Origin of the sequence: Pseudomonas sp. RIT-To-2, from assembly GCF_029623465.1 — a bacterium.
Classification (GTDB): domain Bacteria; phylum Pseudomonadota; class Gammaproteobacteria; order Pseudomonadales; family Pseudomonadaceae; genus Aquipseudomonas; species Aquipseudomonas silvicola.
This window is the reverse complement of record NZ_JAPYKM010000019.1, coordinates 61645-87955: the sequence shown is the minus strand read 5'-3', so window position 1 is coordinate 87955 and position 26311 is coordinate 61645. Positions and strand designations below refer to the sequence as shown.

Annotated in this window: 25 protein-coding genes; 9 read left to right on the top strand and 16 right to left on the bottom strand. The window is 63.8% G+C overall.

All coding sequences use genetic code 11. From position 1 onward, the window contains the following. Window positions 1–20: 20 nt before the first annotated feature. The 3 genes from holA to leuS all read right to left on the bottom strand — a co-directional run bounded on the left by holA (window position 21) and on the right by leuS (window position 4383). Complete coding sequence (holA, locus tag QBK88_RS17990; RefSeq protein ID WP_268148040.1) at window positions 21–1058, bottom strand: DNA polymerase III subunit delta; 1038 nt, start codon at window positions 1056–1058, stop codon at window positions 21–23. 40 nt (window positions 1059–1098) lie between these two features. Further along, the gene (locus tag QBK88_RS17985) at window positions 1099–1704 is read right to left on the bottom strand and encodes an LPS assembly lipoprotein LptE (RefSeq protein WP_277963080.1); all 606 of its coding nucleotides are present in this window, start codon (window positions 1702–1704) and stop codon (window positions 1099–1101) included. Between the two features lie 72 nt (window positions 1705–1776). Continuing rightward, the gene (leuS, locus tag QBK88_RS17980; RefSeq protein WP_277963079.1) at window positions 1777–4383 is read right to left on the bottom strand and encodes a leucine--tRNA ligase; all 2607 of its coding nucleotides are present in this window, start codon (window positions 4381–4383) and stop codon (window positions 1777–1779) included. A gap of 273 nt (window positions 4384–4656) precedes the next feature. Here leuS and QBK88_RS17975 point away from each other — a divergent pair, with 273 nt between their 5' ends. Together QBK88_RS17975 and QBK88_RS17970 are read left to right on the top strand one after the other, a co-directional pair. Further along, window positions 4657–4980, top strand: a complete 324-nt coding sequence (locus QBK88_RS17975; RefSeq protein ID WP_277963078.1) for a hypothetical protein — start codon at window positions 4657–4659, stop codon at window positions 4978–4980. Window positions 4981–5077: 97 nt separating this feature from the next. Next, the gene (locus QBK88_RS17970) at window positions 5078–5842 is read left to right on the top strand and encodes a YdcF family protein (protein WP_277963077.1); all 765 of its coding nucleotides are present in this window, start codon (window positions 5078–5080) and stop codon (window positions 5840–5842) included. A 95-nt stretch (window positions 5843–5937) separates the two neighbouring features. On the opposite strand, the gene lnt is transcribed toward QBK88_RS17970, so the two are convergent. From lnt to miaB, 5 genes are all read right to left on the bottom strand, one after another. Beyond that, the gene (gene lnt / locus QBK88_RS17965; RefSeq protein ID WP_277963076.1) at window positions 5938–7455 is read right to left on the bottom strand and encodes an apolipoprotein N-acyltransferase; all 1518 of its coding nucleotides are present in this window, start codon (window positions 7453–7455) and stop codon (window positions 5938–5940) included. A 19-nt stretch (window positions 7456–7474) separates the two neighbouring features. Then, the gene (locus QBK88_RS17960; RefSeq protein ID WP_008374714.1) at window positions 7475–8314 is read right to left on the bottom strand and encodes an HlyC/CorC family transporter; all 840 of its coding nucleotides are present in this window, start codon (window positions 8312–8314) and stop codon (window positions 7475–7477) included. Window positions 8315–8354: 40 nt separating this feature from the next. Next, window positions 8355–8816 carry an rRNA maturation RNase YbeY gene (gene ybeY, locus QBK88_RS17955; RefSeq protein WP_027981095.1) on the bottom strand — a complete coding sequence of 154 codons (462 nt, stop codon included), beginning with the start codon at window positions 8814–8816 and terminating at the stop codon, window positions 8355–8357. Next, a complete protein-coding gene (locus QBK88_RS17950; RefSeq protein WP_277963075.1) occupies window positions 8809–9804 on the bottom strand; it encodes a PhoH family protein in 996 nt (331 codons plus the stop codon). Before QBK88_RS17950 ends, ybeY begins: the two co-directional genes overlap by 8 nt. A gap of 234 nt (window positions 9805–10038) precedes the next feature. Further along, window positions 10039–11364: a tRNA (N6-isopentenyl adenosine(37)-C2)-methylthiotransferase MiaB gene (gene miaB / locus QBK88_RS17945; RefSeq protein WP_268148054.1), complete on the bottom strand. Its 1326-nt coding sequence runs from the start codon at window positions 11362–11364 to the stop codon at window positions 10039–10041. Window positions 11365–11495: 131 nt separating this feature from the next. Here miaB and QBK88_RS17940 point away from each other — a divergent pair, with 131 nt between their 5' ends. Next, on the top strand, window positions 11496–11822 hold the full coding sequence (locus tag QBK88_RS17940; protein ID WP_158153479.1) for a DUF1820 family protein: 327 nt from the start codon (window positions 11496–11498) through the stop codon (window positions 11820–11822). Window positions 11823–11871: 49 nt separating this feature from the next. Continuing rightward, complete coding sequence (locus QBK88_RS17935) at window positions 11872–12474, top strand: glutathione S-transferase (protein WP_277963074.1); 603 nt, start codon at window positions 11872–11874, stop codon at window positions 12472–12474. A 9-nt stretch (window positions 12475–12483) separates the two neighbouring features. Here the strand turns inward: QBK88_RS17935 and QBK88_RS17930 are convergent, their stop codons facing one another. The 4 genes from QBK88_RS17930 to QBK88_RS17915 form a co-directional block, all read right to left on the bottom strand. Further along, window positions 12484–13032: a tetratricopeptide repeat protein gene (locus QBK88_RS17930; protein WP_158153481.1), complete on the bottom strand. Its 549-nt coding sequence runs from the start codon at window positions 13030–13032 to the stop codon at window positions 12484–12486. A gap of 199 nt (window positions 13033–13231) precedes the next feature. Then, a complete protein-coding gene (hemL, locus tag QBK88_RS17925; RefSeq protein ID WP_277963073.1) occupies window positions 13232–14515 on the bottom strand; it encodes a glutamate-1-semialdehyde 2,1-aminomutase in 1284 nt (427 codons plus the stop codon). A 17-nt stretch (window positions 14516–14532) separates the two neighbouring features. Next, complete coding sequence (gene thiE / locus QBK88_RS17920) at window positions 14533–15159, bottom strand: thiamine phosphate synthase (RefSeq protein ID WP_268148061.1); 627 nt, start codon at window positions 15157–15159, stop codon at window positions 14533–14535. 27 nt (window positions 15160–15186) lie between these two features. Next, entirely contained in the window at window positions 15187–15984 is a 798-nt protein-coding gene (locus tag QBK88_RS17915; protein ID WP_277963072.1) for a hydroxymethylpyrimidine/phosphomethylpyrimidine kinase, read from the bottom strand. A 262-nt stretch (window positions 15985–16246) separates the two neighbouring features. Here QBK88_RS17915 and QBK88_RS17910 point away from each other — a divergent pair, with 262 nt between their 5' ends. From QBK88_RS17910 to QBK88_RS17895, 4 genes are all read left to right on the top strand, one after another. Then, window positions 16247–18640 carry a hybrid sensor histidine kinase/response regulator gene (locus tag QBK88_RS17910; RefSeq protein ID WP_277963071.1) on the top strand — a complete coding sequence of 798 codons (2394 nt, stop codon included), beginning with the start codon at window positions 16247–16249 and terminating at the stop codon, window positions 18638–18640. A 72-nt stretch (window positions 18641–18712) separates the two neighbouring features. Beyond that, complete coding sequence (locus QBK88_RS17905) at window positions 18713–20362, top strand: acyl-CoA dehydrogenase family protein (RefSeq protein WP_277963070.1); 1650 nt, start codon at window positions 18713–18715, stop codon at window positions 20360–20362. Between the two features lie 110 nt (window positions 20363–20472). Beyond that, window positions 20473–21936: an AMP nucleosidase gene (amn, locus tag QBK88_RS17900; RefSeq protein ID WP_277963069.1), complete on the top strand. Its 1464-nt coding sequence runs from the start codon at window positions 20473–20475 to the stop codon at window positions 21934–21936. Window positions 21937–22074: 138 nt separating this feature from the next. Continuing rightward, the gene (locus tag QBK88_RS17895) at window positions 22075–22641 is read left to right on the top strand and encodes a pseudouridine synthase (protein ID WP_277963102.1); all 567 of its coding nucleotides are present in this window, start codon (window positions 22075–22077) and stop codon (window positions 22639–22641) included. A 61-nt stretch (window positions 22642–22702) separates the two neighbouring features. On the opposite strand, the gene QBK88_RS17890 is transcribed toward QBK88_RS17895, so the two are convergent. Together QBK88_RS17890 and QBK88_RS17885 are read right to left on the bottom strand one after the other, a co-directional pair. Continuing rightward, a complete protein-coding gene (locus QBK88_RS17890; protein WP_268148071.1) occupies window positions 22703–22906 on the bottom strand; it encodes a DUF2788 domain-containing protein in 204 nt (67 codons plus the stop codon). An 11-nt stretch (window positions 22907–22917) separates the two neighbouring features. Beyond that, complete coding sequence (locus tag QBK88_RS17885; protein ID WP_158153490.1) at window positions 22918–23397, bottom strand: Lrp/AsnC family transcriptional regulator; 480 nt, start codon at window positions 23395–23397, stop codon at window positions 22918–22920. A gap of 452 nt (window positions 23398–23849) precedes the next feature. Here QBK88_RS17885 and QBK88_RS17880 point away from each other — a divergent pair, with 452 nt between their 5' ends. Further along, window positions 23850–24965 carry a DUF6515 family protein gene (locus QBK88_RS17880; protein ID WP_277963068.1) on the top strand — a complete coding sequence of 372 codons (1116 nt, stop codon included), beginning with the start codon at window positions 23850–23852 and terminating at the stop codon, window positions 24963–24965. Here QBK88_RS17880 and QBK88_RS17875 read toward each other — a convergent pair. Both QBK88_RS17875 and QBK88_RS17870 read right to left on the bottom strand, forming a co-directional pair. Then, window positions 24950–25864, bottom strand: a complete 915-nt coding sequence (locus QBK88_RS17875; protein WP_277963067.1) for a cation diffusion facilitator family transporter — start codon at window positions 25862–25864, stop codon at window positions 24950–24952. The genes QBK88_RS17880 and QBK88_RS17875 overlap by 16 nt on opposite strands. A gap of 12 nt (window positions 25865–25876) precedes the next feature. Continuing rightward, window positions 25877–26296: a polyribonucleotide nucleotidyltransferase gene (locus tag QBK88_RS17870; RefSeq protein WP_277963066.1), complete on the bottom strand. Its 420-nt coding sequence runs from the start codon at window positions 26294–26296 to the stop codon at window positions 25877–25879. Between the last annotated feature and the right edge of the window lie 15 nt (window positions 26297–26311).

Below are 26311 nucleotides of genomic sequence, written 5' to 3'. Positions count from 1 at the left end.
CGCGTGTATCCCGCACCGGGCTATTGGGCAGGAAGTACGTTGCGCTGCCCGGCCATCAACAGCGACAGGCGCGACAGGCTGATCCACACCGAACCCTGGGCCTGGCCCTTGATCTGGGCGTCGATGTGCTGGGCGTCCTGCAGCAGTTCGCCCCAGCGCTTGGCCGAATGGCGTTGCAGGGCTTTGCTCATCAGCGGTTTGCGCTTGTCCCATACTGGCGGCTTGGCGCTGCTGAAGGCTTTGTCCAGCGGCGTGCCCTGGCTGTATTGCAGGGCAATGCTGGCCAGGGTGCGCAGCTCACGGGCCAGGGCCCAGAGAATCACCGGTGGCTCCACACCCTCGCCGCGCAAGCCCTCGAGCATGCGCAAGGCGTGGGCCGCTTCGCCGTTGAGTACCGCGTCAACCAGGCCGAATACGTCGAACCGTGCACTGTCGGCCACCGCCGACTGCACCGTTTCCAGGGTGACCTGGTTGTTCTCGGCCAGCAGCTTGAGCTTCTCGATTTCCTGGGCGGCCGCCAACAGGTTGCCCTCCACTCGCGCAGCAATGAGCTCGACGGCATCCTGCTGGGCAGCCAGGCCCGCCTGGGACAAGCGTTGGCGAATCCACTGCGGCAGCTGGTTGGCGTCCACCGGCCAGATCTGCACGAACTGGGTCTGCTGGCCGTCGATCAGGGCCTTGCCCCATTTGGTCTTCTGCGCGCTGCCATCAAGCTTGGGCAGGCTGATCAGTAGCAGGGTGTCTTCGGCCGGGCGGTTGCAGTACTCGATCAACGCCGCGGCGCCCTTGTCGCCAGGCTTGCCCGAGGGCAGGCGAAGTTCCAGCAGGCGCCGCTGGGCGAACAGCGACAGGCTGGCACCGGCCTGCAGCAGGGTGCCCCAATCGAAGTTGGCGTCGGCGCTGAAGACCTGGCGTTCATCGAAACCTTGGGCGCGAGCTGCGCTGCGCACGGCATCGGCGGCTTCCTGGCACAGCAACGGGTCGTCGCCGCTGATCACGTAGATCGGCGCCAGGCTGCCTTGCAGGTGTTTGTTGAGTTGGGCGGGGGTCAGTTTCATGGTGATGAAAGAAGGGGCGCCTGAGCGCCCCGTTCCTCTTTTACTTCGAAGGGATCTGGATCGGCGACTGTTGCGGCGTCGCGTCACGGATACGCTGGGCTTCGGCTTCCTGCTCGGCCAGGGCCTTGGCCTTGGCGTCAGCATCGGCCTGGAGCGTGTCCAGCTGCTGCGGGGTGATCTGCTGCAGACGCAGCATCAGGCGCTGGATAACTTCGCGGCGGATTTCTTCGCGAGTCTCCTGGGCCACCTGGTCGGAACCTGCCAGGTTGTTGCCGTCCTGGGTGTAGGTCTTGTCGACGATGATCTTGTCGCTGAGCAGGTTCAGGTTCTCGTGGCCGACGATGTCATAGCTCAGGGTGGTGGTCAGTTCGTACTCAGCCGAACGCGAACCGCTGGTGTAGCTGGCCGAACGCTGTTGCTCGTCCTCGTGGCTCAGCACCAGTTTGTACGGTGCGCCGTCGTAGACTTTCACGCCACTGGCACTGATTTGCTTGCGCAATTGGGTAACGGTGGGGCCGTAGGCATCGCGGGCGGTGACGTTCAGTTCTTTGAGCGCCAGTTGGCTGGTGCCGGTGCCGCGCAACTGGAAACCGCAGGCGCCCAGCAGCACGGCCAGGCCCATAACCAGTAGATTGCGTTTGATCATCTTGATGCTCCCTAGAAACCTTGTGGGCCGACTCTGTAAAGGGCGCCCGGCGTACCGGGCGCGCTGATACGATCAGCTGGCGACGATATTGACCAGTTTGCCAGGCACGACGATGACCTTGCGGATCGTCAGGCCATCGATGAAGCGCAGCACGTTTTCGTTGACCCGGGCGGCGGCTTCGATTTCTTCGCGGGTGGCGCTGGCAGGCATTTCGATCTGACCGCGCAGCTTGCCGTTGACCTGGATCACCAGGGTCAGGCTGTCCTGTACCAGGGCGCTGTCGTCCAGCACCGGCCAGCCGGCGTCGATCACGGGGCCCGTGTGGCCCAGCGCATTCCACAGCTCGTGGCAGATGTGCGGGGTGATCGGGGCCAGCAGCAGGGTCACGGTTTCCAGGCCTTCCTGAATCAGGGCGCGGTCCTGTTCGGTGGCTTGCGGGGCTTTTTCCAGCACGTTCATCAGGGTCATCACCTGGGCGATGGCGGTGTTGAACTTGTGGTGTTGGCCGATATCCTGGCTGGCCTGCTTGATGGCCAGGTGGGTGGCGCGGCGAATGACTTTCTGCTCGTCCGACAGGCTGGCGATGTCCAGTACGGCAGGCAGGCCCTGGCCGACATGGGCCTGGGCCAGGCGCCAGACGCGGCGCATGAAGCGGTGCGAGCCTTCAACGCCCGAGTCGGACCATTCCAGGCTCATGTCGGGCGGCGAAGCGAACATCATGAACAGGCGGCAGGTGTCGGCACCGTACTGGTCGATCATCGACTGCGGGTCAACGCCGTTGTTCTTGGACTTGGACATCTTCTCGGTGCCACCGATTTCCACCGGCAGGCCGTCGCTGATCAGCTTGGCGCTGATGACCTTGGCCTTGCTGTCGCGTTCCAGCTCCACGTCGGCCGGGTTGAACCAGGTCTTGCCGCCGTTTTCTTCCAGGCGGTAGTAGGTCTCGGCGACCACCATGCCCTGGGTCAGCAGGTTCTTGAACGGCTCGTTGGAACTGACCAGGCCTTCGTCGCGCATCAGCTTGTGGAAGAAACGTGCGTACAGCAGGTGCAGGATGGCGTGTTCGATACCACCGATATACTGGTCCACGGGCAGCCAGTGGTTGGCCGCGGCCGGGTCGACCATGCCTTGGTCGTACTGTGGCGAGGCGTAGCGGGCGTAGTACCACGAGGACTCCACGAAGGTGTCCATGGTGTCGGTTTCACGCTTGGCCGCCGCGCCGCATTTCGGGCAGGTGCACTGGAAGAATTCAGGCATGCGCGCCAGCGGCGAACCGGCACCGTCCGGGACTACGTCTTCTGGCAGCTTGACCGGCAGTTGGTCTTCCGGCACCGGCACGTCGCCACAGGTGTCGCAGTGGATGATCGGGATCGGGCAGCCCCAGTAGCGCTGGCGGCTGATGCCCCAGTCGCGCAGGCGGAACTGGGTGCGCGACTTGCCGAGTTCCTTCTTGATCAGTGCCACTTCGATGGCATCGAAAGCGCCGGCGAAGTCCAGGCCGTCGAATTCACCCGAGTTGATCAGGGTGCCGTGCTCGTTGTACGCGTCCTGCCAAGGGGTAGGGGTCAGGTCGCCCGCGCTGGTGCGCACCACCGGTTTGACCGGCAGGTGGTATTTGACAGCGAACTCGAAATCACGCTCATCGTGCGCGGGCACAGCCATCACCGCACCGTCGCCGTAGTGCATCAGCACGTAGTTGGCGACCCACACCGGCAGCTTTTCACCGGTCAGCGGGTGCTCGACGAACAGCGGCGTCGGCATGCCTTTCTTTTCCTGGGTGGCGACGTCGGCTTCGGCGACGCTGCCGCTCTTGCATTCATTGATGAATGCCAGCAGCTCAGGGTTGTTCTGCGCCGCCAGGGTGGCCAGCGGGTGCTCGGCGGCCACGGCCACGTAGGTGGCACCCATCAGGGTGTCCGGGCGGGTAGTGAATACTTTCAGGGTACCGGTTTCGCCGATCGACGCCTGGTCGTACGGGAACTGCACTTCCATGCCCCGGGACTTGCCGATCCAGTTGCGCTGCATGGTCTTGACCTGCTCAGGCCAGCCCGGCAGTTCGTCGAGGCTTTCCAGCAGCTCTTCGGCGTACGCGGTGATCTTGAAGTAGTACATCGGGATTTCGCGCTTCTCGATCAGCGCGCCCGAACGCCAGCCACGGCCGTCGATGACCTGCTCGTTGGCCAGCACGGTCTGGTCCACCGGGTCCCAGTTCACCGTGCCGTTCTTGCGGTAGATCACGCCTTTTTCGAACAGGCGGGTGAACAGCCATTGCTCCCAACGGTAGTAGTCGGGCTTGCAGGTGGTGACTTCGCGCGACCAGTCGATCGCCAGGCCCAGGCTCTTGAGCTGGGTCTTCATGTAGGCGATGTTCTCGTAGGTCCACTTGGCCGGCGCGACGTTGTTCTTCATGGCGGCGTTTTCCGCCGGCATGCCGAAGGCGTCCCACCCCATTGGCTGCAGGACATTCTTGCCCTGCATGCGGTGGTAGCGCGAGATCACGTCGCCAATGGTGTAGTTGCGCACGTGCCCCATGTGTAGCTTGCCGCTGGGGTAGGGGAACATCGACAGGCAGTAGAAGGTCTCCTTGCCTGGCTGTTCACTTACTTCAAAGGACTTTTGCTCGTCCCAGAACGACTGGGCGGCGGCTTCGATTTCGCGGGGCTGATAGAGTTCGTGCATGGCTACTTTGCGCTGAGAAATGGGTGACCTTATCCAGGCAGCGTGAAATCCGCTACACCCGGCAATCCGGCGGCGATCTTTAAACGCCGTAGCATACATGACCCCACTCGAAGGTGGGAAACCCTGATTGCATCAAAGCATGCGGCCCAGGGCCGGCCGAATGTCAGCAAACGCCCGCAGGCGTTGGCCGTTGGTCGCGGCGGCGGGCCGGTTTTGCCTGCGCCGCTAAGCTCATCAGTGGGGAACGTGTTTTATTTTCAATGAGGTGAACGGATGGTTGAGTCACATGTTAAAGGGATGAAGCCGGAGCTGTTTGAACGTTTGATCGATCGCCTTGGCCTGGCCCTGGATGTCGCCAGGACCTCGGTGCGTTTGCGCAACGAAGCCCCTGCCGAACTCGAGCTGCGCGGCCTGAGCCGTGCCGAGGTTGAGCTGATCAATGCCTACCTGGACACCATGCCCGTGGGCGTGCATGCCGGCGCGGTGGTTCGCGACCCCCGGGAAGCCGTGCCGCCCGCCAGCAATAACGTAGTGTGGATCAAGGACAAGGCACCGAAACGGCCCGCCAGCAAAGCCCGGTCGATGCAGTTCAAGTAAGTGTCGAGGTGATGCACCTTCCTGCACGCCCCCGGCACATTCATATTGTTGTGTCCCGTTGTTACCCTTAGGCTTCGAGCATCCATGGAGATGCTCGATGCCTTTTCGTTACTTCATCAAACAGTTGCTGTTGCCCCCGGGCATTCTTTTCATCTTCCTTCTGCTGGCCTGGTGGCTGCGGCGTTCACGGCCGCGGCTGGCCTGTGTCTGTTTCGTGGTGGGGCTTGGCGGCCTCTGGTTGATGAGCATGCCCAAGGTGGTGCAACTGGCAGCCCATGTACTGGAGCAGGAGCCCGCACTGACCGCCGCGCAGTGGCCGCAGTTGGCCCAGCGTGCCGATGCCATCGTGGTTCTGGGCGCAGGGCGCGAACGTGGCGACCCGGCCTGGGGCGGCGAAGACCAGCCCACGGGCGTCAACCTGGAGCGTGTGCGCTATGCCGCCCGGCTCGCCAAGGCTTCCGGGCTGCCGGTATTGACCTCCGGCGGGTTGCATTATGGTTCGCCGCCCAGCGAGGCCTACATCATGGCTACTTCATTGCAGGATGACTTCGGTGTACCGACCCGCTGGCAGGAAGGCGCCAGCCGCACCACCTGGGAAAACGCCACCCTGAGTGCCGACATCCTCAAGGCCCAGGGCATTCATCGTGTCGTGGTGGTGACCCAGGCCTGGCACATGCCGCGGGCGCGCTGGAGTTTCGAGCATGCGGGGTTGGAAGTGGTGAGTGCGCCGGTGGGCTTTCTGGGCATCGACAATGCCCGGGCATTGGGAGGGTGGATGCCGGAAGGCAAGGCCTTCTGGCAGAGTGGGCAGTTGTTGAATGAGGCGGTGGGGTTGGTTGGGTATCGCCTGTTCTACCGGTGATGAGTAGTGCCTGGTTCCCGAGCTTCGCCCGGTCCTGCGAGGGAACTGTGTAACCTGCAGGGCCGGGCGAAGCTCGGGAAGAGAGCGACGCCGATCTACACGGTTCTTGCAACCCGCCCAGCCAGGAGCGCCCAGCCGAACAGCATCAGGCACAGGATGATCAGCGGCCACGAGCGCCACTGCAGGTACGGTGTGAGCTGATGCATCGGCACCACCTCGCCATACAGAATGCCTTTCTGGAACTGCGGAATCTGCTCGGTGATTTCCCCATAGGGGTTGATCAGCGCCGTGACGCCGTTGTTGGTGGCACGAATCATCCAGCGGCCGGCCTCCAGCGCACGCATCTGCGCCATCTGCAAGTGCTGCAGCGGGCCGATGGAGGTGCCGAACCAGGTGTCGTTGCTGATGGTCAGCAGCAGGTCGCTACGCGCGGCCTCGCCAGCGGCAAACTCCGGGTACACCACTTCATAGCAGATGAAGGGCGCGATTTCGTAGCCCTTCGCCTGCAGCAGCGCCTGGTCGGCGGGGCCGCGGGCGAAGTCCGACATCGGCAGGTCGAAGAAGGCGATCAGGCCGCGCAGTACATCCTGCAGAGGCACGTATTCGCCAAACGGCACCAGTTTCTGCTTCAAGTAGGTGCCGTCGCCCTGGCCCGTCACGGTGATGCCGTTGAAGTACTTCTTCTCGTGACGCACCAGCTGGCGGATCGGCACGCCAGTGATCAGCGCCGAATTCCGGCTGCTGGCGAAGTTGCCCATCATGTCCAGGTAGCCCTGGGCATTGTCCATCAGGATCGGCACCGCGGTTTCCGGCCAGATGATCAGGTCGGTACGCTTGGCGGTGAAGGTCATGTCACGGTATAGCGCCAATTGTGCATCGACCTGGGCTGGGTCCCATTTCATTTCCTGTTCGATGTTGCCCTGTACCGCTGCCACGCTCAGGGGCTGGCCCAAGGGCTCGGTCCAGGCATGGTGCTTGAGGCCCTGGCCGATGATCCAGGGGCCGGCCAGCAGCGCCAGCGCCCCGGCGAGGGCACCCTTGCGCTGGCGCAGGCGGTGGAGGTTGCACAGCAGCGCGGCGCTCAGTGCCAGCACGAACGAGACCAGCCACAGGCCGCCGACCGGCGCCAGCCCGGCCAGTGGCGCGTCGAGCTGGCTGTAACCGGCGTAGAGCCAGGGGAAACCGGTAAGGAACCAGCCGCGGAAGGCCTCCTGGGCCACCCACAGTGCACCGAAGGCCAGGGCATCGGCCAGCGGCGCCTCGTTGCGGCGCAGCCACCGCGCCCACAGCCAGGCAGGCAGGGCGAAGAACAGCGCCACGGCCATGCTGAACAGCAACATGAGGAAGCCGGCCAGCAGTACCGAGGCACCACCGAAGTTGTGGATGCTGACGTAGATCCAGCTGGTGCCGGCGCCGAACAGGCCGAAGCCATAGCACCAGCCGCGCCCGGCTGCCTGACGCGGGCTCAGCCCGCGCAGGCCCAGGTACAGCAGCGCCAGTGACAGCAGCGACAGCGGCCAGATATCGAATGGCGCCAGGGCCAGAGGGGTCAGTGCACCGGCCGCCACGGCCAGCAGGTTACCGGGCCAGCCGGGGCGGGTGATCCAGCGCATTGTGATCCTTAATGCGTTTTCAGCGAGAGATAGGGGTCAGGCGCAGCAAGTGTATCCGGCGGCTGTCGGCGTTGAGAATACGGAACCGGTAAGCACCGATCTCCGTGGTCTCGTTACGCTTGGGCAGGTGGCCGAAGGCGCTCATCACCAGGCCGCCCACGGTATCGAATTCGTCATCGGAGAATTCGCTGTCGAAGAACTCGTTGAAGTTCTCGATCGGCGTCAGCGCCTTGATCAGGAAGTCGCCGCTGGGCAGGGGCTTGATGTAGCTGTCTTCTTCCACATCGTGCTCGTCCTCGATGTCGCCGACGATCTGCTCCAGCACGTCCTCGATGGTCACCAGGCCGGCCACGCCGCCGTATTCGTCGATGACGATGGCCATGTGGTTGTGGTTGGCGCGGAATTCGCGCAGCAGCACGTTCAGGCGCTTGGACTCGGGCACGAAGGTGGCCGGGCGCAGCAGGTCTTTGATGTTGAAGCTGTCGCCGTTTTCCTGAAGGATCAGGGGCAGCAGGTCCTTGGCCAGCAGCACGCCGATCACGTCGTCATGGCTGTCGCCGATGACCGGGTAGCGGGAGTGGGCGGCGTCGATCACCGCGGGCAGGAATTCGCGAGGTGTCTGGGTCGACTTGATGCTGATCATCTGCGAGCGCGGCACCATGATGTCACGCACTTGCAGGTCGGCAACCTGGATAGCGCCTTCGACGATGGTCAGCGCTTCGCTGTCGAGCAGCTTGTTCTGGTGGGCTTCGCGCAGCAGCTCCAGCAGCTCCTGGCGGTTTTTCGGCTCATGGGCAAAAGCCTGGGTGATTTTACCCAGCCATGACTTTTGCCCGTTGCTCGATCGATCTTCGCTCATGGCCCTTTTCTCGTGATCCTTGCTGTTTCGGTGGTGAATATCAGTGTTCATCGTCGTCTGCATACGGGTCGGGGTGACCCAACTTGGCAAGCAACTCTCGTTCCAGGCCTTCCATTTCCTCGGCTTCCTCGTCCTCTTCATGGTCGAAACCAAGCAGGTGCAGGCAACCGTGGATGACCAGGTGCGCCCAGTGGGCTTCCAGCGACTTGCCTTGTTCGGCAGCTTCGCGCTCCACCACCGCCACGCAGATCACCAGATCGCCCAGCAGGGGGATGTCGAGCATGTCGTCCGGCACATCGGCAGGAAAGGACAGGACGTTGGTGGCGTAATCCTTGTGACGGTAGGTGTGGTTCAGCTCGCGCCCTTCGGGCACGTCGACCAGGCGGATGGTCAGCTCCGAATCGCCTTTGCGCATGCCCAGCGCGGTTTCGCACCACTGCTGGAACAACGTTTCGCTGGGCACCGGGTCATTGGTGGCAACCTGCAGGTCCAGTTCAACCATTGCGGCGGCTGTCCTGTTCCGGGGTGCGGGCATCGAAGCGCTCGTAGGCTTCGACGATGCGCTGTACCAGCGGGTGGCGCACCACGTCCTTGGGCTTGAAGTGGGTAAAGCTGATGCCCGGGACGCCGTCCAGCACTTCGATGACATGGGCCAGGCCGGACTTGGTGCCCTTGGGCAGGTCGACCTGGGTGATGTCACCGGTGATCACGGCGGTGGAGCCGAAGCCGATGCGGGTCAGGAACATTTTCATCTGCTCGACGGTGGTGTTCTGGCTTTCGTCGAGAATGATGAAGCTGTTGTTCAGGGTGCGGCCGCGCATATAGGCCAGCGGGGCGATTTCGATCACCTGGCGCTCGATGAGCTTGGCCACGTGTTCGAAGCCGAGCATCTCGTACAGCGCGTCATAGAGCGGGCGCAGGTACGGGTCGATCTTCTGGGCCAGGTCACCGGGCAGGAAACCCAGCTTCTCGCCAGCTTCCACCGCCGGGCGTACCAGCAGGATGCGCCGCACCTGTTCGCGTTCCAGCGCATCCACGGCGCAGGCAACGGCCAGGTAGGTCTTGCCGGTACCGGCCGGGCCGATCCCGAAATTGATGTCGTTACCCAGGATTTCCTTGACGTAGCGCTGCTGGTTCAGCCCGCGCGGGCGAATCATGCCCTTTCGCGTGCGCAACGACACCGGCACTTCGTTGTTGGCAGGGTTGTCCAGCTCTTCGATGGCCGATTCCTGCAGGTACAGGTGCACCAGGTCCGGAGACAGCTCGGTGGCCTTGGTCTCACGGTACAGGCGGCGCAGCAGGTGTTCGGCGGAGGTGGTGTGCTTGGGTTCGCCAATCAGTTCGAACTGATTGCCGCGGTTGCGGATCTCGATTTCCAGGCGTTGTTCGATCAGGCGCAGATGCTCGTCGAACTGCCCGCAGAGGTTGGCGAAACGGCGAGCTTCAAAGGGCTCGAGGATGAAACGATGAGGTTCTATGGGTGCGTTCAAGGTCGTTTTTAGCCGCCCGACGGCAATTGAGTTGGATTCAAGGATAACCCCAGTGGGCCACCGGCGAAAGGCCCCAGATGTCCAGTGGTCATCTGACGCTGCGCACGCAGCCTTCGGCCTGCTGCACGGGCCGCCGTGGCAGCGGACCTGGCCGCGGCCAGGTCCGCGTGACTTCAGGCACGCCGCATGTACCGCCGGCGTGGCCCTGGCCGCCGTTACGGGGGCGGTGACGGGTCAGATCAGCGTGCCGCGCAGCGAGTGGGGGCGTGCTTCGCCGATGTGCACGTCGACGAACTGGCCGATCAGCTTGGCGTCGAGGCAGGCGAAGTTGACGATCCGGTTGTTCTCGGTGCGGCCCTGCAGCTCGCCTGGGTCCTTGCGCGAGTAGTCGGTGACCAGAATCCGCTGGGTGGTACCCACCATCTGTCGGCTGATCTCGAACCCCTGCTGGTTCAGGCGGTGCTGCAAGGCCTCCAGGCGTTGCTTCTTCAAGGCCTCCGGGGTGTCGTCGGCAAGGTCCGCGGCCGGGGTGCCCGGGCGCTGGCTGTAAACGAAGGAGTAGGAGAAGTCGAAGCCCACGTCGGCCACCAGCTTCATGGTCTGTTCGAAGTCCTTCTCGGTTTCGCCGGGGAAGCCGACGATGAAGTCCGAACTGATGCAGATGCCCGGTACCGCGGCCTTCAGCTTGCGCAGCTTGGACTTGTATTCCAGCACCGTGTGGTTGCGCTTCATGGCCGCCAGCACCCGATCGGAGCCCGACTGCACCGGCAAGTGCAGGTGTTTCACCAGTTCCGGCACTTCGGCGTGGGCCTGGATCAGGCTGTCGGAGAACTCCAGCGGGTGCGAGGTGGTGTAGCGGATGCGGTCGATGCCTTCGACGGCGGCCACCACGCGGATCAGCTCGGCCAGGTCCGCCAGGCGGCCGTCCTCTGTGAGGCCTCGGTAGCCATTGACGTTCTGGCCCAGCAGGGTCACTTCACGCACGCCGTTCTCGGCCAGGTGGATGACCTCGGCGATGACGTCGTCGAAAGGTCGGCTGACTTCTTCGCCGCGGGTGTAGGGCACCACGCAGAAAGTGCAGTACTTGCTGCAGCCTTCCATCACCGACACGTAGGCGGTGGGGCCATCGATGCGCGGCTCCGGCAGGTGGTCGAATTTTTCGATCTCGGGGAAGGAAATATCCACCTGGGGCAGTTTGGTCACGCGCGCGGCGTCGATCATTTCCGGCAGGCGGTGCAGGGTCTGCGGGCCGAACACCACGTCCACGTAGGGCGCGCGGTCGCGGATGGCCTCGCCTTCCTGGCTGGCCACGCAACCGCCCACGGCGATGACCATCTCCGGGTTGGCCAGTTTCAGCTCGCGCCAGCGGCCCAGTTGCGAGTACACGCGGTCCTGGGCCCGCTCGCGAATCGAGCAGGTGTTGAGCAGGATGACATCGGCGTCCTCCGCCCGGGCGGTGACCTCCAGGGCTTGATGTTCACCCAGCAGGTCGACCATGCGCGAGCTGTCGTACTCGTTCATCTGGCAGCCGTGGGTTTCGATGTAAAGCTTCTTGGCCATGGGGGATCATCTGGTCGTTCAACGAACCGCACATTATAGGGCCGCAAGCCCGACCTTCCTAGCATTGCCTGCCCGGCGCCTGTGCTATAGTTTTCGCCCTCTTTACCACCCCCGACTGTTGCCCACCCAAGATGACCAAACGCGAAGCTCCGATCTACAAAGTGATTTTCCTCAACCAGGGCCAGGTGTTCGAAATGTACGCCAAGCAAATCTTCCAGAGCGATCTGTGGGGTTTCCTGGAAATCGAGGAATTCGTCTTTGGCGAGCGCACCCAGGTCGTGGTGGACCCCAGCGAGGAAAAACTCAAGGCGCAGTTCGAAGGCGTGGTGCGCAGTTTCGTGCCCATGCACTCTATCGTGCGCATCGACGAAGTGGAGCGCCTGGGCACGCCGAAGATCAGCGAGGCCCGTGGCCCCAGCAACGTCATGCCGTTCCCGATGCCAATGCCGGAGAAGTAAGCGTCCCGGTATTGGCCCCCGGTTTCCCCCTCGTCAAGGAGAGTATTGGATGAAACTGATTGGCATGCTGGATTCCCCCTATGTACGCCGCACGGCGATTTCCCTGGACCTGTTCGGCGTCGCGTTCGAACACCAGTCATTGTCGGTGTTCAGCACCTTCGAAGACTTCGCCCGCATCAATCCGGTGGTCAAGGCGCCCAGCCTGGTACTGGATGACGGCACGGTCCTGATGGACTCGACCCTGATCGTCGGCTATTTCGAAGCCCAGGCTGCCGAAAGCCGCAGGCAGTTGCCGCAGCAACCCGCGGCGCTCGGTAAGGCGCTGGAGGTGGTCGGGCTGGCCCTGGCGGCGTGCGAGAAGGCGGTTCAGATCGTCTACGAGCGCAACCTGCGCCCCGAAGAGAAACTGCATCAGCCGTGGGTGGAGCGGGTGACGCGCCAGTTGCTGGCCGCTTGCCATGCGCTTGACCTGCATTACGCTGCGAACACCGAGCAAGCGGTGGATCAGGCTGGTATCAGCAGTGCGGTGGCCTGGTCGTTCATTCAGTTGATGGTGGCTGACGTGGTCAAGGCAGACGACTTCCCTGCCTTGCGCGCTCACGCCGAACGTCTCGAACAGAGCGAGCTGTTCAAGCGTTACCCGATGGTCTGAGGCAGGGGGTCAGGGCAGCGGCGAGAAGGGCGAGCGGCCGTCGGCGGTCTGCAGTTCCAGCAGGTACTTGCGGAAGATCTGGCCCAGTACCTGTGTTGCCGTTTCCAACTGGTCGCGCGGCATCTGCGCGGCCACTTCGTCGGCGACGTCCAGGGCATCCTCGGCGCCGTTGACAGCGGCCATCTTCAGCACGATATAAGCCTGGATATTGTTGGCGGCGACGCCTTCGCCGTGGAAGAACATCATGCCCAGGTGGTATTGCGCATCGGCATGGCCTTGCAACGAGGCCTGCTCGAAGTAATTGAGGGCCTGGCCCAGGTCGCGGGGCGTGGCCGTGCCGTCGTAGTAGAACTGACCCAACTCGTATTGTGCCTGCGCATCCCCCGACTTGGCCGCCTGCTGGCAGGCAGCCAAAGCCTGTGGCAGGTCCTGGGGCTGGGTGTTGAGGGTGCAGCGACCCACCGCCGGAATCAACAACGAGTTGCCGCCTGCGGTTGCCAGCAGCGGCTGAAGGAGCAACAGGCAGCCCAGGGCAAGGGCGCGGCCGGTGCGGTTCATGGGGATCGACTTACCTCAACAGGAAACGGGCGGACCCGGCCAGGACAATGGACTGGTAGGGCATTATGAAATAAGCCGGGCCGTCCTTACAAAGTCTTTACTCGTTTTTCTGCTCTGCGGGGCTGTGAAGCGGCCTTGCGGCCACTGCTACAGAGTGTGTAGCAGCAGCCACCAGGCCGCGTCCAGCCGTTGCGCAGGGTTATTTCAGGGCGGCGAAGGCCCGTTCGGCGGCGTCCAGGGTGATTTTCAGCTCTGCATCGCCGTGGGCGATGGAGGTGAAGCCCGCTTCGAATGCGCTCGGCGCCAGGTACACGCCACCTTCCAGCATCAGGTGGAAGAAGCGCTTGAAGCGCTCTGCGTCGCTGCCCATCACGTCTTCGAAGGTAACGATGTCGTCGGCACCGCTGAAGTACAGGCCGAACATGCCACCCGCCTGGGTGGTCACGAACGGAATGCCGGCAGCATCGGCGCGCTGTTGCAGGCCATCGAGCAGCCGGGCGGTGTAGTCGCTCAGTTCGTCATGGAAGCCCGGGCGGCTGATCAGGTTCAGGGTGGTCAGGCCAGCGGCCATGGCCAGCGGGTTCCCCGACAGGGTGCCGGCCTGGTACACCGGGCCCAGCGGCGCGATGTGCGACATGATCTCGCGCTTGCCGCCGAAGCAGCCCACTGGCATGCCGCCGCCAATGATCTTGCCGAAGGTGCTCAGGTCGGGTGTAACCCCGTAGAACGCCTGGGCGCCGCCCAGGGCCACGCGAAAACCGGTCATCACTTCGTCGAAGATCAGTACCACGCCATGCTGGTCGCACAGTTCGCGCAGGCCTTGCAGGTAACCGGGCGCCGGTGGCACGCAGTTCATGTTGCCGGCTACCGGCTCGACGATGATGCACGCGACTTCCTGCCCCACGTCGGCGAGCATCTCGGCGACCGCCGCCAGGTTGTTGAAGGGCAGGGTCAGGGTGTGTTTGGCGAACGCCGCCGGCACGCCCGGCGAGCTTGGCACGCCCAGGGTCAGGGCGCCGGAGCCGGCTTTCACCAGCAGGCTGTCGGAGTGGCCGTGGTAGCAGCCTTCGAACTTGATGATGCTGTCACGGCCGGTAAAGCCACGGGCCAGACGGATGGCGCTCATGGTGGCCTCGGTGCCCGAGCTGACCATGCGCACCATTTCCATGGACGGTACCAGCGAGCAGACAAGGTCGGCCATCTGGGTTTCCATCTCGGTCGGCGCACCGTATGACAGGCCGTGCTCCAGCTGCTTGCGCACCGCCTCCAGCACGTCGGGGTGGCTGTGGCCCAGGATCATCGGGCCCCAGGAGCCCACGTAGTCCACGTAGCGCTTGTCATCTTCGTCGGTGACGTAGGCACCGGCCGCGTGCTTGAAGAACAACGGCGTGCCGCCGACACTCTTGAAGGCGCGCACGGGCGAATTGACGCCACCAGGGATGTGTTTCTGAGCGTTGGCGAACAGCGTTTCGGAGCGGGACATAAGGGTGATCTCGTTAATCAGGCAGATTCGAACAGGGCGTTGAAGGCGCGCGCGCGGCGTGTCACGTCCTGGGCGGTCTCGGCGCCGAACAGGGCATTGACCACGGCCAGCAGGTCGGCGCCCTGTTCCAGCAGCAGCGGGGCGTTGTCCAGGGTGATACCGCCAATGGCGCAGATCGGCAGCTTGAACTGGGCGCGGGCCTGGCTGAGGGTGTCCAGGCTCACCAGGCCGGCATCGGGCTTGGTGCTGGAGTCGAAGAAGGCGCCGAAGGCCACGTAGCTGGCCCCTTCACGGGCGGCCTGTGCGGCCAGGGGCAGTTTCCCGTGGCAGGTGGAGCCAATGATGGCGTTGCGGCCCAGCAGGGCACGGGCCGGGGTCAACGGGCCGTCGGTCTGGCCCAGGTGCACGCCCACGCCCAGCTTGGCAGCCAGTTCCAGGTCATCGTTGATGATCAACTGGGTCTTGTAGGACTCGCACAGTTTGCGCAGGGCTTCGGCCTCGCGCAGGCGTCGGGCCTCGTCACTGGTCTTGTCGCGGTATTGCAGCAACACGACGCCACCGTCCAGGGCAGCCTTGACGTAATCAAGGAATTTGCCGGCCAACAGTTTGCTGTCGGTAATGGCGTAAAGGCCACGTAGTTTCATCAAGCGCACCTCAAAAATGGCGTGGCGTCAGGAGCAGAAGTCCAGCGGTAACCGGCGGGGCACGTATTGGCCCTTGCCCAGTTGTTCGGCGTCACGCAGGGTGCGCCATGTGTAATCGAGCGCCGATTGCACGGCGCTTTCCAGTTGCTCGCCCAAGGCCAGGCGGCCAGCCAGCGCGCTGGCCAGGGTGCAACCGGAACCATGATAGCTGCCGGGCAGGCGCTGGCAGGTGAAGGTCTGGCGCCGACCGTCGCGGCTGTACAGGCGGTTGTGGATTTGCACTTCGTCGCCGTGGCCGCCGGTGATCAGCAAATGCCGCACGTAGGGCAGCAGTTTCTCCGCGCACTCATCGGCGGTGCCTTCCGGCAGTTCGGCGAGGATGCGTGCTTCAGGCAGGTTCGGGGTGGCGATGATCGCCAGGGGCAGCAGGCGTTCGCGCATGGCGTAGCCGACCTCGTCCTTGCCCAGCCGGCCCCCGCCACCGGCACGCAGCACCGGGTCGCAGACCATGGGCAGGTGCGGGTGCGCGCTGAGCAGCTCGACCACGGTGTCGACCATTTCCAGCGAGCCGAGCATGCCCAGCTTGACCGCTGCCACCTCGGAATCGTTGAGCACGGCATTGGCCTGGGCCATTACCCACTCGCGGTCCAGTACACGGAAGTCGGTGACATTGACAGTGTCCTGAACGGTCAGGGCGGTCACTGCGGGGGCAGCGTGACAGCCTTGGGCAATCAGGGCTTCGATATCTGCCTGCAGGCCGGCGCCGCCACTGGGGTCGTGGCCGGAGAGACAGAGGACAACGGGGCGGGAGCTATAGATATTCATGGTGCGCGAGCTTACCACCAAACGCTTTTGCGGGGCGGACAGGTGCAATTGGATTTTTTGTCGTAATGGCCAGCAATAATCGACCGATGGTCGCTGAAAGTGCTGTTATAGAGCCTTCGATACAAATTTTTACCAGCGGTGCGCTAGTGGCCAGAAGCTATGCTAGAGTGCTCCGAAACCGATAACAGGCACTGCCGGACGACGTCGTCTCAAAGGGAATGGGGGCTTCCTGACGCGCTCGTGCAGGCTACGCTGGGGCTGTATGCGCTATTTGCTGATACTACTGGTGGGCTGGCTACCGATGCTTGCCTGCGCGCTCGATTTCGACGAGTCCACGCGCACCCTTCCCCTGGGGCACGTGATGCAGGTGTACGAAGACGTCGATGGCAGGGCCAGCATCGAACAGGTGAGCTCCGCGGGCTTCGCCGACAAATTCCATCGCCAGAACGAAGCTGTGCTCAACGCGGGTTACTCACGGTCGGTTTTCTGGCTGCGGGTAGACCTGCGCTTCGTGCCCAGGGAGCCCGACGCCGTGGGCAACTGGCTGCTGGAGTTGGCCTACCCGCCCATGGACAGTATCGAACTGTTCCTGCCCGACAAACGTGGCGTGTACCGCCTGAACGAGCACACCGGCGATGAACTGCCGTACTCGGTGCGTCAGATCAAGCAGAACAATTACGTCTTCGCCATTCCGTTTCCCGCCAACGAGCAGAAGACCGTGTACCTGCGTATCCACAGCGAAGGCTCGGTGCAGGCACCGCTGAACCTGTGGTCCTACACCGCCTACCTGGAAGACCAGCCCACGCGTCTGTATGTGTTGGGGCTGATCTACGGGGTGCTGTTGGGGATGCTGGTGTACAACCTGTTCATCTACCTGAGCGTGCGCGACCGAAGCTACCTCTATTACATCCTCTATATCGCCTCGTTCGGCCTGTACCAGGTGTCGGTCAACGGCGCCGGGGTGCAGTACTTCTGGCCGGAGAACCCCTGGTGGGCCAATGCGTCCACGCCCCTGCTCATCGGTTCCGCCGCGCTGTTCGGCAGCCAGTTTGCCCGCAGCTTCCTGCAGACCGCCGACCACAGCCGCTGGCTCGACCGCATCCTGATGGTGCTGATGGGCTGGGGCGCGATAACCATGCTCATGTCCCTGGCCTCCACCTATGCCCTGGCCTTGCGCCTGGCCACGGCCCTGGCGCTGGTATTTACCGTGGTGATCTTCAGCGCTGGCCTGATTGCCTGGTGGCATGGCCTGCGCCTGGCGCGCTACTTCATCATTGCCTGGACCGCCTTCCTCGCAGGCGGCGTCATCAATACGCTGATGGTGCTGGGCTACCTGCCCAACGTGTTCATCACCATGTACGCCAGCCAGATAGGCTCGGCACTGGAGGTGGGCCTGTTGTCCCTGGCGCTGGCCGACCGCATAAACTCCATGCGCGAGCAGCAGGCCCGGGTGCTGCTTGAGGCCGGGCAGAAGCTGGAGTTGCTCAACCAGCAACTGGCCAACAGCAACCGCCTGAAGGACGAGTTCCTGGCGACCGTCACCCACGAACTGCGTACGCCCATGAATGGCGTCATCGGTTCGCTGGAACTGATGCAGACGGTGCCCATGGACGCCGAACTTGCCCAGTATCAGCAGACCGCCGCAGGTTCCGCGCGGGACATGATGCGCATGGTCGACGACATCCTCATCCTCACCGAACTGCAGGCCGGCAAGCTCTACCCGCGCCACGAACCGTTCGGCGTGCAGGCGCTGCTGGACAACCTGCAGATGCAGTTCATCCGCCCGGCACAGGCCAAGCACCTGGCGTTTTCCGTGGAAACCGACAGTGACCTGCCCGAGCGCCTGCAGGGCGATTCGAAAAAGCTGGCGCTGTGCCTGGGCTGCCTGCTGGACAACGCCATCAAATTCACTCGCCAAGGCGCGGTAGGCTTGCGCGTTCGTGCCGGTACCCGCACCGCTGACAGCTTGGAACTGAGCTTCAGGGTCAGCGATACCGGCATCGGCTTCAGTCAGTTGGCTGATGCGGCGCTGTACCAGCGGTTTTCCCAGGTGGACGGCTCCATGACCCGTGAGTACGGCGGCCTGGGAATAGGCCTGGCGATTTGCAGGCAATTGGCCGACCTGATGGGGGGTGAACTCAGCCACCACTCCGAGCCTGGCCACGGTAGTTGGTTCGAATTGCGTGTCCCGCTGGGTGTGGTGCACCGCGCAGGCAATGCCCCGCCTGGCCTGCGCCCCGGGCCTCAACGCCCGCAACGCCAGCCGCAGGACTGCACGGTATTGCTGGTAGACGACAACAGCATCAACCAGCTGGTGATTCGCGGCATGCTGCTCAAGCTCGGATACCGGGTGCGCACTGCCGACGATGGCATCACCGCCCTTGAACTGTTGCACCGCGAGCGCTTCGATGCGGTGCTGCTGGACTGCCAGACGCCGTTGACCGATGCCTTCGCCACCACCCGGCGCCTGCGTGAACTGCCGGGGTGCGCACGCTTGCCGGTGCTGGCGGTGATCGCGCAGCGCCATGAGCGCCAGCGCTGCCTGGAAGCGGGCATGAGTGACTGCCTCAACCGCCCCGTGCGTTTCGAGGAATTGCAGGCGGCGCTGCATCGCTGGCTATTGGTGCAAGCGCAGGGCGAAAGCGCCGGCAGTTAGGCCGAAATGACACTTTGATGCAGGGCTTCAGCGTGCTTCACTGGGGCAGGAACCCGCCCCCAGGAGCCTGCGATGAACCTGCATCAGTTCGCCGAGACCCACGAAGTCACGAACCAGCCGCCCTCGCTGGACGGCGCCAACCTGTGGCGTATCGACCTGCCGCTGCAGGAATGGGTGCGCCGTTGCGGCGGTGGCTGGGCCGAGTCGCGCATCGACGCCTATGGCGCGCTGGCAGGCGGGCCGCTGATGGCGGCTGGTTTCCTGGCCAACCAGCATAAACCCGTGTTCAACAGCCACGACCGCTACGGCCACCGGGTCGACCTGGTGGAATTCCACCCCGCTTATCACGAGCTGATGCGCACGGCCATCGAGCATGGCCTGCCGTCCCTGCCTTGGGCTCACCCCCAGCCCGGCGCCCACGTGGCCCGCGCCGGCATGACCTACCTGCATAGCCAGGCCGAGGCCGGCAGCGGTTGCCCGTTGACCATGACCTTCGCCAGTGTACCGGCGCTGCGGTTGCAACCGGACCTGGCCGAGCAATGGCTGCCCAAGGTGCTGGCCACCGAATATGACCCGCGCAACGTCGGTATGGCCCACAAGGCCGGGGTTACCTTGGGCATGGCGATGACCGAGAAGCAGGGCGGTACCGATGTGCGCGCCAACACCACTCGGGCGTTCGCCGTGGGTTCGCCGGGGCCAGGCCAGGCTTACGAACTGGTGGGGCACAAATGGTTCTGCTCGGCGCCCATGTGCGATGCCTTCCTGACCCTGGCGCAGACCGACAAGGGCTTGAGCTGTTTCCTGCTGCCACGCCACCGCCCCGACGATACGCGTAACGAGTTCTACATCCAGCGCCTGAAGAACAAACTGGGCAATTGCTCCAACGCCTCCAGCGAGGTCGAATTTCGGGGAGCCTTGGCCTGGATGATCGGTGAAGAAGGCCGAGGCGTGCCCACCATCATCGAAATGGTGGCCATGACTCGCTTTGATTGCATGGTCGGCTCCAGTGCCCTGATGCGTCAGGCCCTGACCCAGGCTGCGCATCATTGCGCGCATCGCCAGGTAGGCGGGCGCCTGCTGGCCGATCAGCCGTTGATGCAGAATGTGCTGGCCGACCTGGCCCTGGAAAGCGAAGCCGCCCTGGCCTTGAGCCTGCGCATGGGCCAGGCGCTGGACCACCTGGGCGACGGCCAGCAGGCCCGCTTCGCCCGGCTGATGACCGCCGTGGGCAAATACTGGATCTGCAAGCGGGCCCCGGCCATGATCAACGAAGCGGCCGAATGCATGGGCGGTGCCGGTTATGTGGAAGACAGCATCCTGCCGCGGCTTTACCGCGAGGCGCCTGTGAATTCCACGTGGGAGGGCTCGGGCAACGTGCAGTGCCTGGACGTGCTTCGCGCCTTGTCCAAGGAGCCAGGCGTGCTCGACGCATTGTTCGCCGAGCTGGGCGATGGCCATGGCGACCGGCGCCTGGTGGCGCACATCGACCACCTGAAAGACGCGTTCACTGATACCGCTGACATCCAGTACCGCGCCCGGCAATTGACCGAGGACATTGCCCTGGCCGTGCAGGCGAAGTTGTTGCTGGAGGCAGGCAATACCGTGGTCAGCGATGCCTTCATCGCCAGCCGACTGGGCAGTGGCGGGCGCGTCTATGGCGTGCTGCCGCGCGGCCTGGATGTGCAGGCACTGGTGCAGCGTTCAACGCCGGCAACCCTGTAATCGCGGCGATCCCTCGCAGCACCGGGCTGATCGTCTGTTATCGGAAGGCGTGCCTTTGCCTGTTGTTACAGGCAAGATGGAGGTCTGCAAGATCAGACAGGAAGCGCACCGTGACTCAAGCCTTTGTTGTTGTCGAAACCGCCGAACAAGCCGTCGATCGTCTGGCTGAACTGCATGAACGGGCTACCCAGGCCCTGAGCCAGGCCCTCAAGCAGTACCTCAAGGATCGCAGCGAGCCCGACGCTGCCCAGCGGGCCCAGTTCCGCTACCCCGAATTGCGCGTCACTTACACCTACAGCGGCGAAGTGCCGCCCATCACCCGTGCCTACGCCAAGGTGCAGTCGCCGGGTACCTATTCAGTGACCGTCACCCAGCCCGCGGCTTTTCGCACTTACCTGCTGGACCAATTGCGACCGCTGATGCGCGACTTTTCCGTCACGGTCGAAGTGGGTGTCAGCGAGCAGAACATTCCGTACCCCTACGTGGTGGAGCAAGGCGATGAGCTGGCTGGCAGTGGCGTCACCGCCGCGGCCCTGGCAAGGGTATTTCCCAGCACCGACCTGTCCGCCGCCACTGACGGTGTCGCCGACGGCCTGTATGACTGGGCCACTGCCGACCCGATGCCATTGGCGCTGTTCGACGCCGCCCGCGTGGACTTCTCCCTGCGCCGCCTGATCCACTACACCGGCAGCGACTGGCGCCATGTGCAGCCGTGGATTCTGCTCACCAACTACCACCGCTATGTTGACCAGTTCGTCAGCCACGGCCTGGAGCAACTGCAAAGCGACCCGCGCTTCGTGCGCATGGTCATGCCCGGCAACGTGGTCATCGATAAAAGCATGAACACCGAGCAGGCCCAGGCGCTGGTCGACAGCGTGGTCTGGCACCGCTACCAGATGCCGGCCTACCACCTGATCGCCGCCGATGGCGATGGCGTGACCCTGGTCAACATCGGCGTGGGCCCCTCCAACGCCAAGAACATCACTGACCACCTGGCGGTGCTGCGCCCACATTGCTGGTTGATGATCGGCCACTGTGGCGGGCTACGCCAATCCCAGACCATCGGCGACTATGTGCTGGCCCACGCCTACATGCGCCAGGACGGCATCCTCGACCGCGTGCTGCCGCCGAACATCCCGATCCCGGCCCTGGCCGAAGTGCAGATGGCCCTGCAGGAGGCAGCGGCGCAAATCACCGGCGAGCGTGGCGATGAGCTGAAGAAACGCCTGCGCACCGGTACCGTGCTGACTTATGACGACCGCAACTGGGAGCTGCGCTGGGCCCAGGAACGGCCGTTGATCAACCTGTCCCGTGCCGTGGCCGTGGACATGGAAAGCGGCACCATCGCCGCCCAGGGTTACCGCCTGCGCGTACCGTACGGCACGTTGCTGTGTGTGTCCGACAAGCCGCTGCACAGCGAGATCAAGCTGCCGGGTTCGGCCAATGCCTTCTACAACCGGGCGGTCAGCCAGCACCTGAAGATCGGCATCGCCGCGCTGGACCTGCTGCGCACCGAGCTGAACTCGTTGCACTCGCGCAAACTGCGCAGCTTCGACGAACCGCCGTTCCGTTGAGGTTTGCCCAAAGCGGCCGGGCCCACTAGCATAGTCGGCCCAGTTGCCTTGATAGCCTTCGCCATGTCTTTGCCACCGCGTTCCAACCCTCGCCGCCCGGGCACCAAACCCTCTACCAAGCCCGGGCAACCACGGCGCGTGGCCAAGGCGCCGCCGGCCGAGCCGCGGTTGATCCTGTTCAACAAGCCCTTCGACGTGCTGACCCAGTTCAGCGACGGCGAAGGGCGGGCGACGCTCAAGGACTTCATCGACATCCCAGGCATCTACCCGGCCGGGCGCCTGGACCGCGACAGCGAAGGGTTGTTGCTGCTGACCAACGACGGCCAGTTGCAAGCGCGCATCGCCGACCCCAAACACAAGTTGGCCAAGACCTATTGGGTGCAGGTGGAGGGCGAACCAACCGAGGAGCACTTGCAGCGGTTGCGCCAGGGCGTGGAGCTCAACGACGGCATGACCCTGCCGGCCCAGGCGCGTCTGCTGGCAGAGCCGGACCTGTGGCCGCGCGACCCGCCGGTACGGTTCCGCAAGAGCGTGCCCACCCATTGGCTGGAACTGATCATCAAGGAAGGCCGCAACCGCCAGGTTCGGCGCATGACGGCGGCGGTGGGCCTGCCCACCTTGCGCCTGGTGCGCGTGCGCATTGGGGATTGGGCACTGGACGGCCTGGAACAGGGCAAATACCGCGAAGTACCCGCCAAACTGTAGCCGCGGACCTGGCCGCGTCACGATCGCCGCGCACCATCAGGCAAGCCGCAAGCCCAACTGCCTAGCGCGACTCGATCACCGCGATCACCACGGTCTTGATGATGAACGCCAGCACGCCCAGCCCCAGCACCGCGAACAGGATCAGGGTGCCCAGCCGCCCGGCCCTGGACTTCTTCGCCAGGTCCCAGACGATAAACCCCATGAACCCCACCAGGGCAGTGACGAGAATTCGCAGCATCCAGCCTTCGAATACATCCGGGTCCATGTGGCCGTTCCTCAGGTGCGCAGGTGGGTCAGCGGCAGTTCGGTGCTGGACAGCACCTGGTTCAGCACAAAGCTGGAACGCACGCTGGTCACGCCCTCGATGCGGGTCAGGTGGCCCAGCAGCAGTTTTTGATAGTGGTCCATGTCGGGCACCACCACCTTGAGCAGGTAGTCCGCTTCCATGCCGGTCACCAGGCTGCATTCCAGCACCTGGGGCAGGGCGCGCACGGCGGCTTCGAAATTCTCGAAGCGCTCGGGGGTGTGGCGGTCCATGCCGATGTTCACGTAGGCCGTCAGGCTCAGGCTGAGCATCTTGCGGTCCAGCAGGGCGACCTGGCGAGTGATGTAACCGTCATCTTCCAGTTGCTTGACCCGGCGCGAGCAGGGCGAAGGCGACAGGCCGATGCGTTCGGCCAGTTCCTGGTTGGAGATGCGGGCATCGCGCTGCAATTCGGCGAGAATGCTCAGGTCATAACGGTCCAGCTTGCTCATGGATCTGCCCTTGATCTTTAATATTGCTGCAAATTATCCATCTGAAGGCAAAAATTGCGCAAGTGATGTTTTCATCAGCAATCTTCGCAATCCCCTGCCGCCGCCTTCGTCTTATGCTTATACCCAGAATCACTACCCGGACATGAGTCCACTGCGACCCGCCCAAGCAGGCAGGTCGCGGCCACCACCCCCACAGGGGATGCGTTGGCCCCCGGGTTGCACGCGGTCCAGAAGACAGCGTGAGGTGAGCCGGCGCCACAAGCGTCGAGCCGGACGGAAGACACTAAAGGGAGGCCGACGGGCCTCCCTTCTTTCTTTGTGGGCGCTGTAAAAAAACCGCGCAACAAAATCATGTCCCCGCCGATACCCTCCTCATACACCCTGATAGACTTGAAGAACCGAAAGGTCGTTTCCAGTCTTGTCTGTACGCCCTAACCCCCGTGAGGAAAAGCATGAAGTCGCGCATCTGGCAGTTGGCAGGTGTTGGTTTGCTCTGTGTGAGTGTCAGCGCTCAAACCCTGGCCGAAGGGCCAAACTCGCAAGAAGAACAGCGGGGCAACCAGCATGGACCGCAAGGGCAGCAAAACCACCCGCAGCCGCAACAGCAGCAGAATCACCCGCAGCCGCAACAACCACCTCAGCAACAACAGCAGCAACAGCGCCCGGTGCAGCAGAGCGGGCAATACCAGTTTCACCAGCAGAACTTCAACCGGGACGAGCCTGCGCGTCAGCAGCAGAATTTCAACCGCCCCGAGCCTCAGCGCCAACCGCAGCAGCCACCCGTGCAGCAGCAACAGCCGCGCCCGCAGCAGCAGAGTGGCCAGTACCAGTTTCACCAGCAGGACTTCCCGCGCGCCCAGGACCCGAACAACCGCAACCAGTTCGACAACCGCCCCGCGCAGAATTTCGAGCAGCCCTCCATTCGGCCCAAGCCCGATGAAGTGCGCCAGACCCAGCCGCCCATTCGCGGCAACTACGCCGACATGCCCAACCGCGACCGTCGTGATGACCGCCGCTGGCCTGGCCGCCCCGATGGTCATGGCAATGGCTGGGGCCCTGGCCCGCAATACCGGCCCGGGCAGTTCGTCGACCGTTTCCCCGGGCAGTCCTACCGCGTGCCATACCGGGGGGGCGACTACTTTTTCTCGGGGGGCTACTGGTACCGGCCTGAAGGCCCGCGCTACATAGTGGTGTCACCGCCTTATGGTATCCGTACCCGTTACCTGCCGGACTATGCCCGCGAAGTATGGGTGGGCGGCGCACTGTTCTTCCTCGCCGCAGGCAGCTACTACCAGTGGCTGGACTCGAGCCAGGAGTACCAGGTGGTCAACCCGCCCACCGCCCAGCCGGAGCCCGCGCCCAACCCCTATGACGTGAACCTGTACCCGGCCTACGGCCAGAGCCCCGAGCAGATGGCTCAGGACAAGTACGAGTGCTATCGCCAGGCGGTGCAGCAGACCGGATTCGACCCGGCCACTGCCACCTATGCGCCTGAAGAGGCCGTGGTGTACGGCTACCGCAACGCCTTCGGCTCCTGCCTGACCACCCGCGGTTACAGGGTGTACTGACGCGGGTCGGTGCGGCTGGCCTTGAGCACTTCCTGCGGGTCGGCGTGCACCAGCACTTCGGCCTGTGGGTAGGTCTTCATGATCGCTGCCTCCACTTGTTCGCACAGGTCGTGGGCGGCGGTCAGGGTCAGGTGGCCTGGCAGTTCCAGGTGCAACTGCACGAACCAGTGGTTGCCGGACATGCGCGTGCGCAGGTCATGGGCGCCCAGTACGCCGGGCACACCACAGGCCAGGGCCAGCATCTGCTCGCTGACATCGGCCGGCAGTTCCTGGTCCATCAGGATGGCCGAGCTTTCCCGGGCGATCTGTACCGCGCTCCAGAGGATATACAGGGAAATACCCAGGCCGAAAAAGGCGTCCATCTGGCCGAGGCCGAACTGTGCCAGCAGCAGCGCTACCAGAATGCTGCCGTTGAGCATCATGTCCGAGCGGTAATGCAAGGAGTCCGCGCGAATGGCCGTGGAGCCGGTTTCGCGGATGACCTTGTACTGGATGGCCAGCAACCCTGCCGTGAGCACCAGCGACAGCACCATCACTGCGATGCCCAGGCCTGCCTGGCCCAGTGGTTGCGGGTTGTGCAGCCGCTCGACCGCCTGGTAGGCGATCAGCACCGCACTGAAACCGATGAACAGCGCCTGGGCCATGCCTGCCATGGCCTCTGCTTTGCCGTGGCCGTAACGGTGGTCATCATCGGCCGGGCGCAGGGCGTAATGCACCGCCAGCAGGTTGAGGAATGAAGTGGCGCCGTCCAGTACCGAGTCGGTGAGGCCGGCCAGCAAGCTGACCGACCCGCTCAACCACCAGGCCACGGCCTTGGCGATGATCAGAATGGCGGCCACCGTCAGCGAAGCGCGGGTGGCCAGGCGCAGCAGTTTGATGTGGCGAGCGGATGGGGTCATGGGGGCCTTTTCTTACGCGGCGGGTTTGAGGCCGAACATTGCCAGCTGTTCGACGCTGCCACGGCTTTCGATCAGGCGCGGGTCGTTCAGGGGCAGGCTGCGGCCCAGTTCGTTCTGCAGGATAGCTTCCAGTTTCGCCCGGTCTACCTTGCCATCGGCGGTCACCGCCTCGCGGAGTTTTTCCGGGGCTACCTGGGCTGTCTTGCCGTGAGGGAAGTAGATGGCGCCAGTGGCGAAATCGACGCCGAACGCGATCAGGCCCGGGATGATATAGAACAACAGGCCCACGGCGTCGGCGATGACGATGACCGGGTCGACATGGCCGTCGATCTGGCCGCGACGATCAGGGTAGAACAGGCTGCCGCAGGCAGTCACCTGGGTCAGCAGGGCGCCCACCAGGACACCGCCGATCAAACGCGAAGGAATACGCATGGGAATCTCCGTAAT

What these genes read in the sequence shown, in the direction of transcription:
- hemL (WP_277963073.1), bottom strand. Translation starts at nt 14,515, where the DNA reads ATGTCCCGCTCCGAAACGCTGTTCGCCAACGCTCAGAAACACATCCCT.
- QBK88_RS17885 (WP_158153490.1), bottom strand. Translation starts at nt 23,397, where the DNA reads ATGAGCAAGCTGGACCGTTATGACCTGAGCATTCTCGCCGAATTGCAG.
- QBK88_RS17880 (WP_277963068.1), top strand. Translation starts at nt 23,850, where the DNA reads ATGAAGTCGCGCATCTGGCAGTTGGCAGGTGTTGGTTTGCTCTGTGTG.
- QBK88_RS17940 (WP_158153479.1), top strand. Translation starts at nt 11,496, where the DNA reads ATGACCAAACGCGAAGCTCCGATCTACAAAGTGATTTTCCTCAACCAG.
- QBK88_RS17975 (WP_277963078.1), top strand. Translation starts at nt 4,657, where the DNA reads ATGGTTGAGTCACATGTTAAAGGGATGAAGCCGGAGCTGTTTGAACGT.
- leuS (WP_277963079.1), bottom strand. Translation starts at nt 4,383, where the DNA reads ATGCACGAACTCTATCAGCCCCGCGAAATCGAAGCCGCCGCCCAGTCG.
- thiE (WP_268148061.1), bottom strand. Translation starts at nt 15,159, where the DNA reads ATGAAACTACGTGGCCTTTACGCCATTACCGACAGCAAACTGTTGGCC.
- QBK88_RS17970 (WP_277963077.1), top strand. Translation starts at nt 5,078, where the DNA reads ATGCCTTTTCGTTACTTCATCAAACAGTTGCTGTTGCCCCCGGGCATT.
- QBK88_RS17985 (WP_277963080.1), bottom strand. Translation starts at nt 1,704, where the DNA reads ATGATCAAACGCAATCTACTGGTTATGGGCCTGGCCGTGCTGCTGGGC.
- lnt (WP_277963076.1), bottom strand. Translation starts at nt 7,455, where the DNA reads ATGCGCTGGATCACCCGCCCCGGCTGGCCCGGTAACCTGCTGGCCGTG.
- QBK88_RS17930 (WP_158153481.1), bottom strand. Translation starts at nt 13,032, where the DNA reads ATGAACCGCACCGGCCGCGCCCTTGCCCTGGGCTGCCTGTTGCTCCTT.
- holA (WP_268148040.1), bottom strand. Translation starts at nt 1,058, where the DNA reads ATGAAACTGACCCCCGCCCAACTCAACAAACACCTGCAAGGCAGCCTG.
- QBK88_RS17875 (WP_277963067.1), bottom strand. Translation starts at nt 25,864, where the DNA reads ATGACCCCATCCGCTCGCCACATCAAACTGCTGCGCCTGGCCACCCGC.
- QBK88_RS17960 (WP_008374714.1), bottom strand. Translation starts at nt 8,314, where the DNA reads ATGAGCGAAGATCGATCGAGCAACGGGCAAAAGTCATGGCTGGGTAAA.
- QBK88_RS17910 (WP_277963071.1), top strand. Translation starts at nt 16,247, where the DNA reads ATGCGCTATTTGCTGATACTACTGGTGGGCTGGCTACCGATGCTTGCC.
- QBK88_RS17905 (WP_277963070.1), top strand. Translation starts at nt 18,713, where the DNA reads ATGAACCTGCATCAGTTCGCCGAGACCCACGAAGTCACGAACCAGCCG.
- miaB (WP_268148054.1), bottom strand. Translation starts at nt 11,364, where the DNA reads ATGGCCAAGAAGCTTTACATCGAAACCCACGGCTGCCAGATGAACGAG.
- ybeY (WP_027981095.1), bottom strand. Translation starts at nt 8,816, where the DNA reads ATGGTTGAACTGGACCTGCAGGTTGCCACCAATGACCCGGTGCCCAGC.
- QBK88_RS17870 (WP_277963066.1), bottom strand. Translation starts at nt 26,296, where the DNA reads ATGCGTATTCCTTCGCGTTTGATCGGCGGTGTCCTGGTGGGCGCCCTG.
- QBK88_RS17915 (WP_277963072.1), bottom strand. Translation starts at nt 15,984, where the DNA reads ATGAATATCTATAGCTCCCGCCCCGTTGTCCTCTGTCTCTCCGGCCAC.
- QBK88_RS17890 (WP_268148071.1), bottom strand. Translation starts at nt 22,906, where the DNA reads ATGGACCCGGATGTATTCGAAGGCTGGATGCTGCGAATTCTCGTCACT.
- QBK88_RS17935 (WP_277963074.1), top strand. Translation starts at nt 11,872, where the DNA reads ATGAAACTGATTGGCATGCTGGATTCCCCCTATGTACGCCGCACGGCG.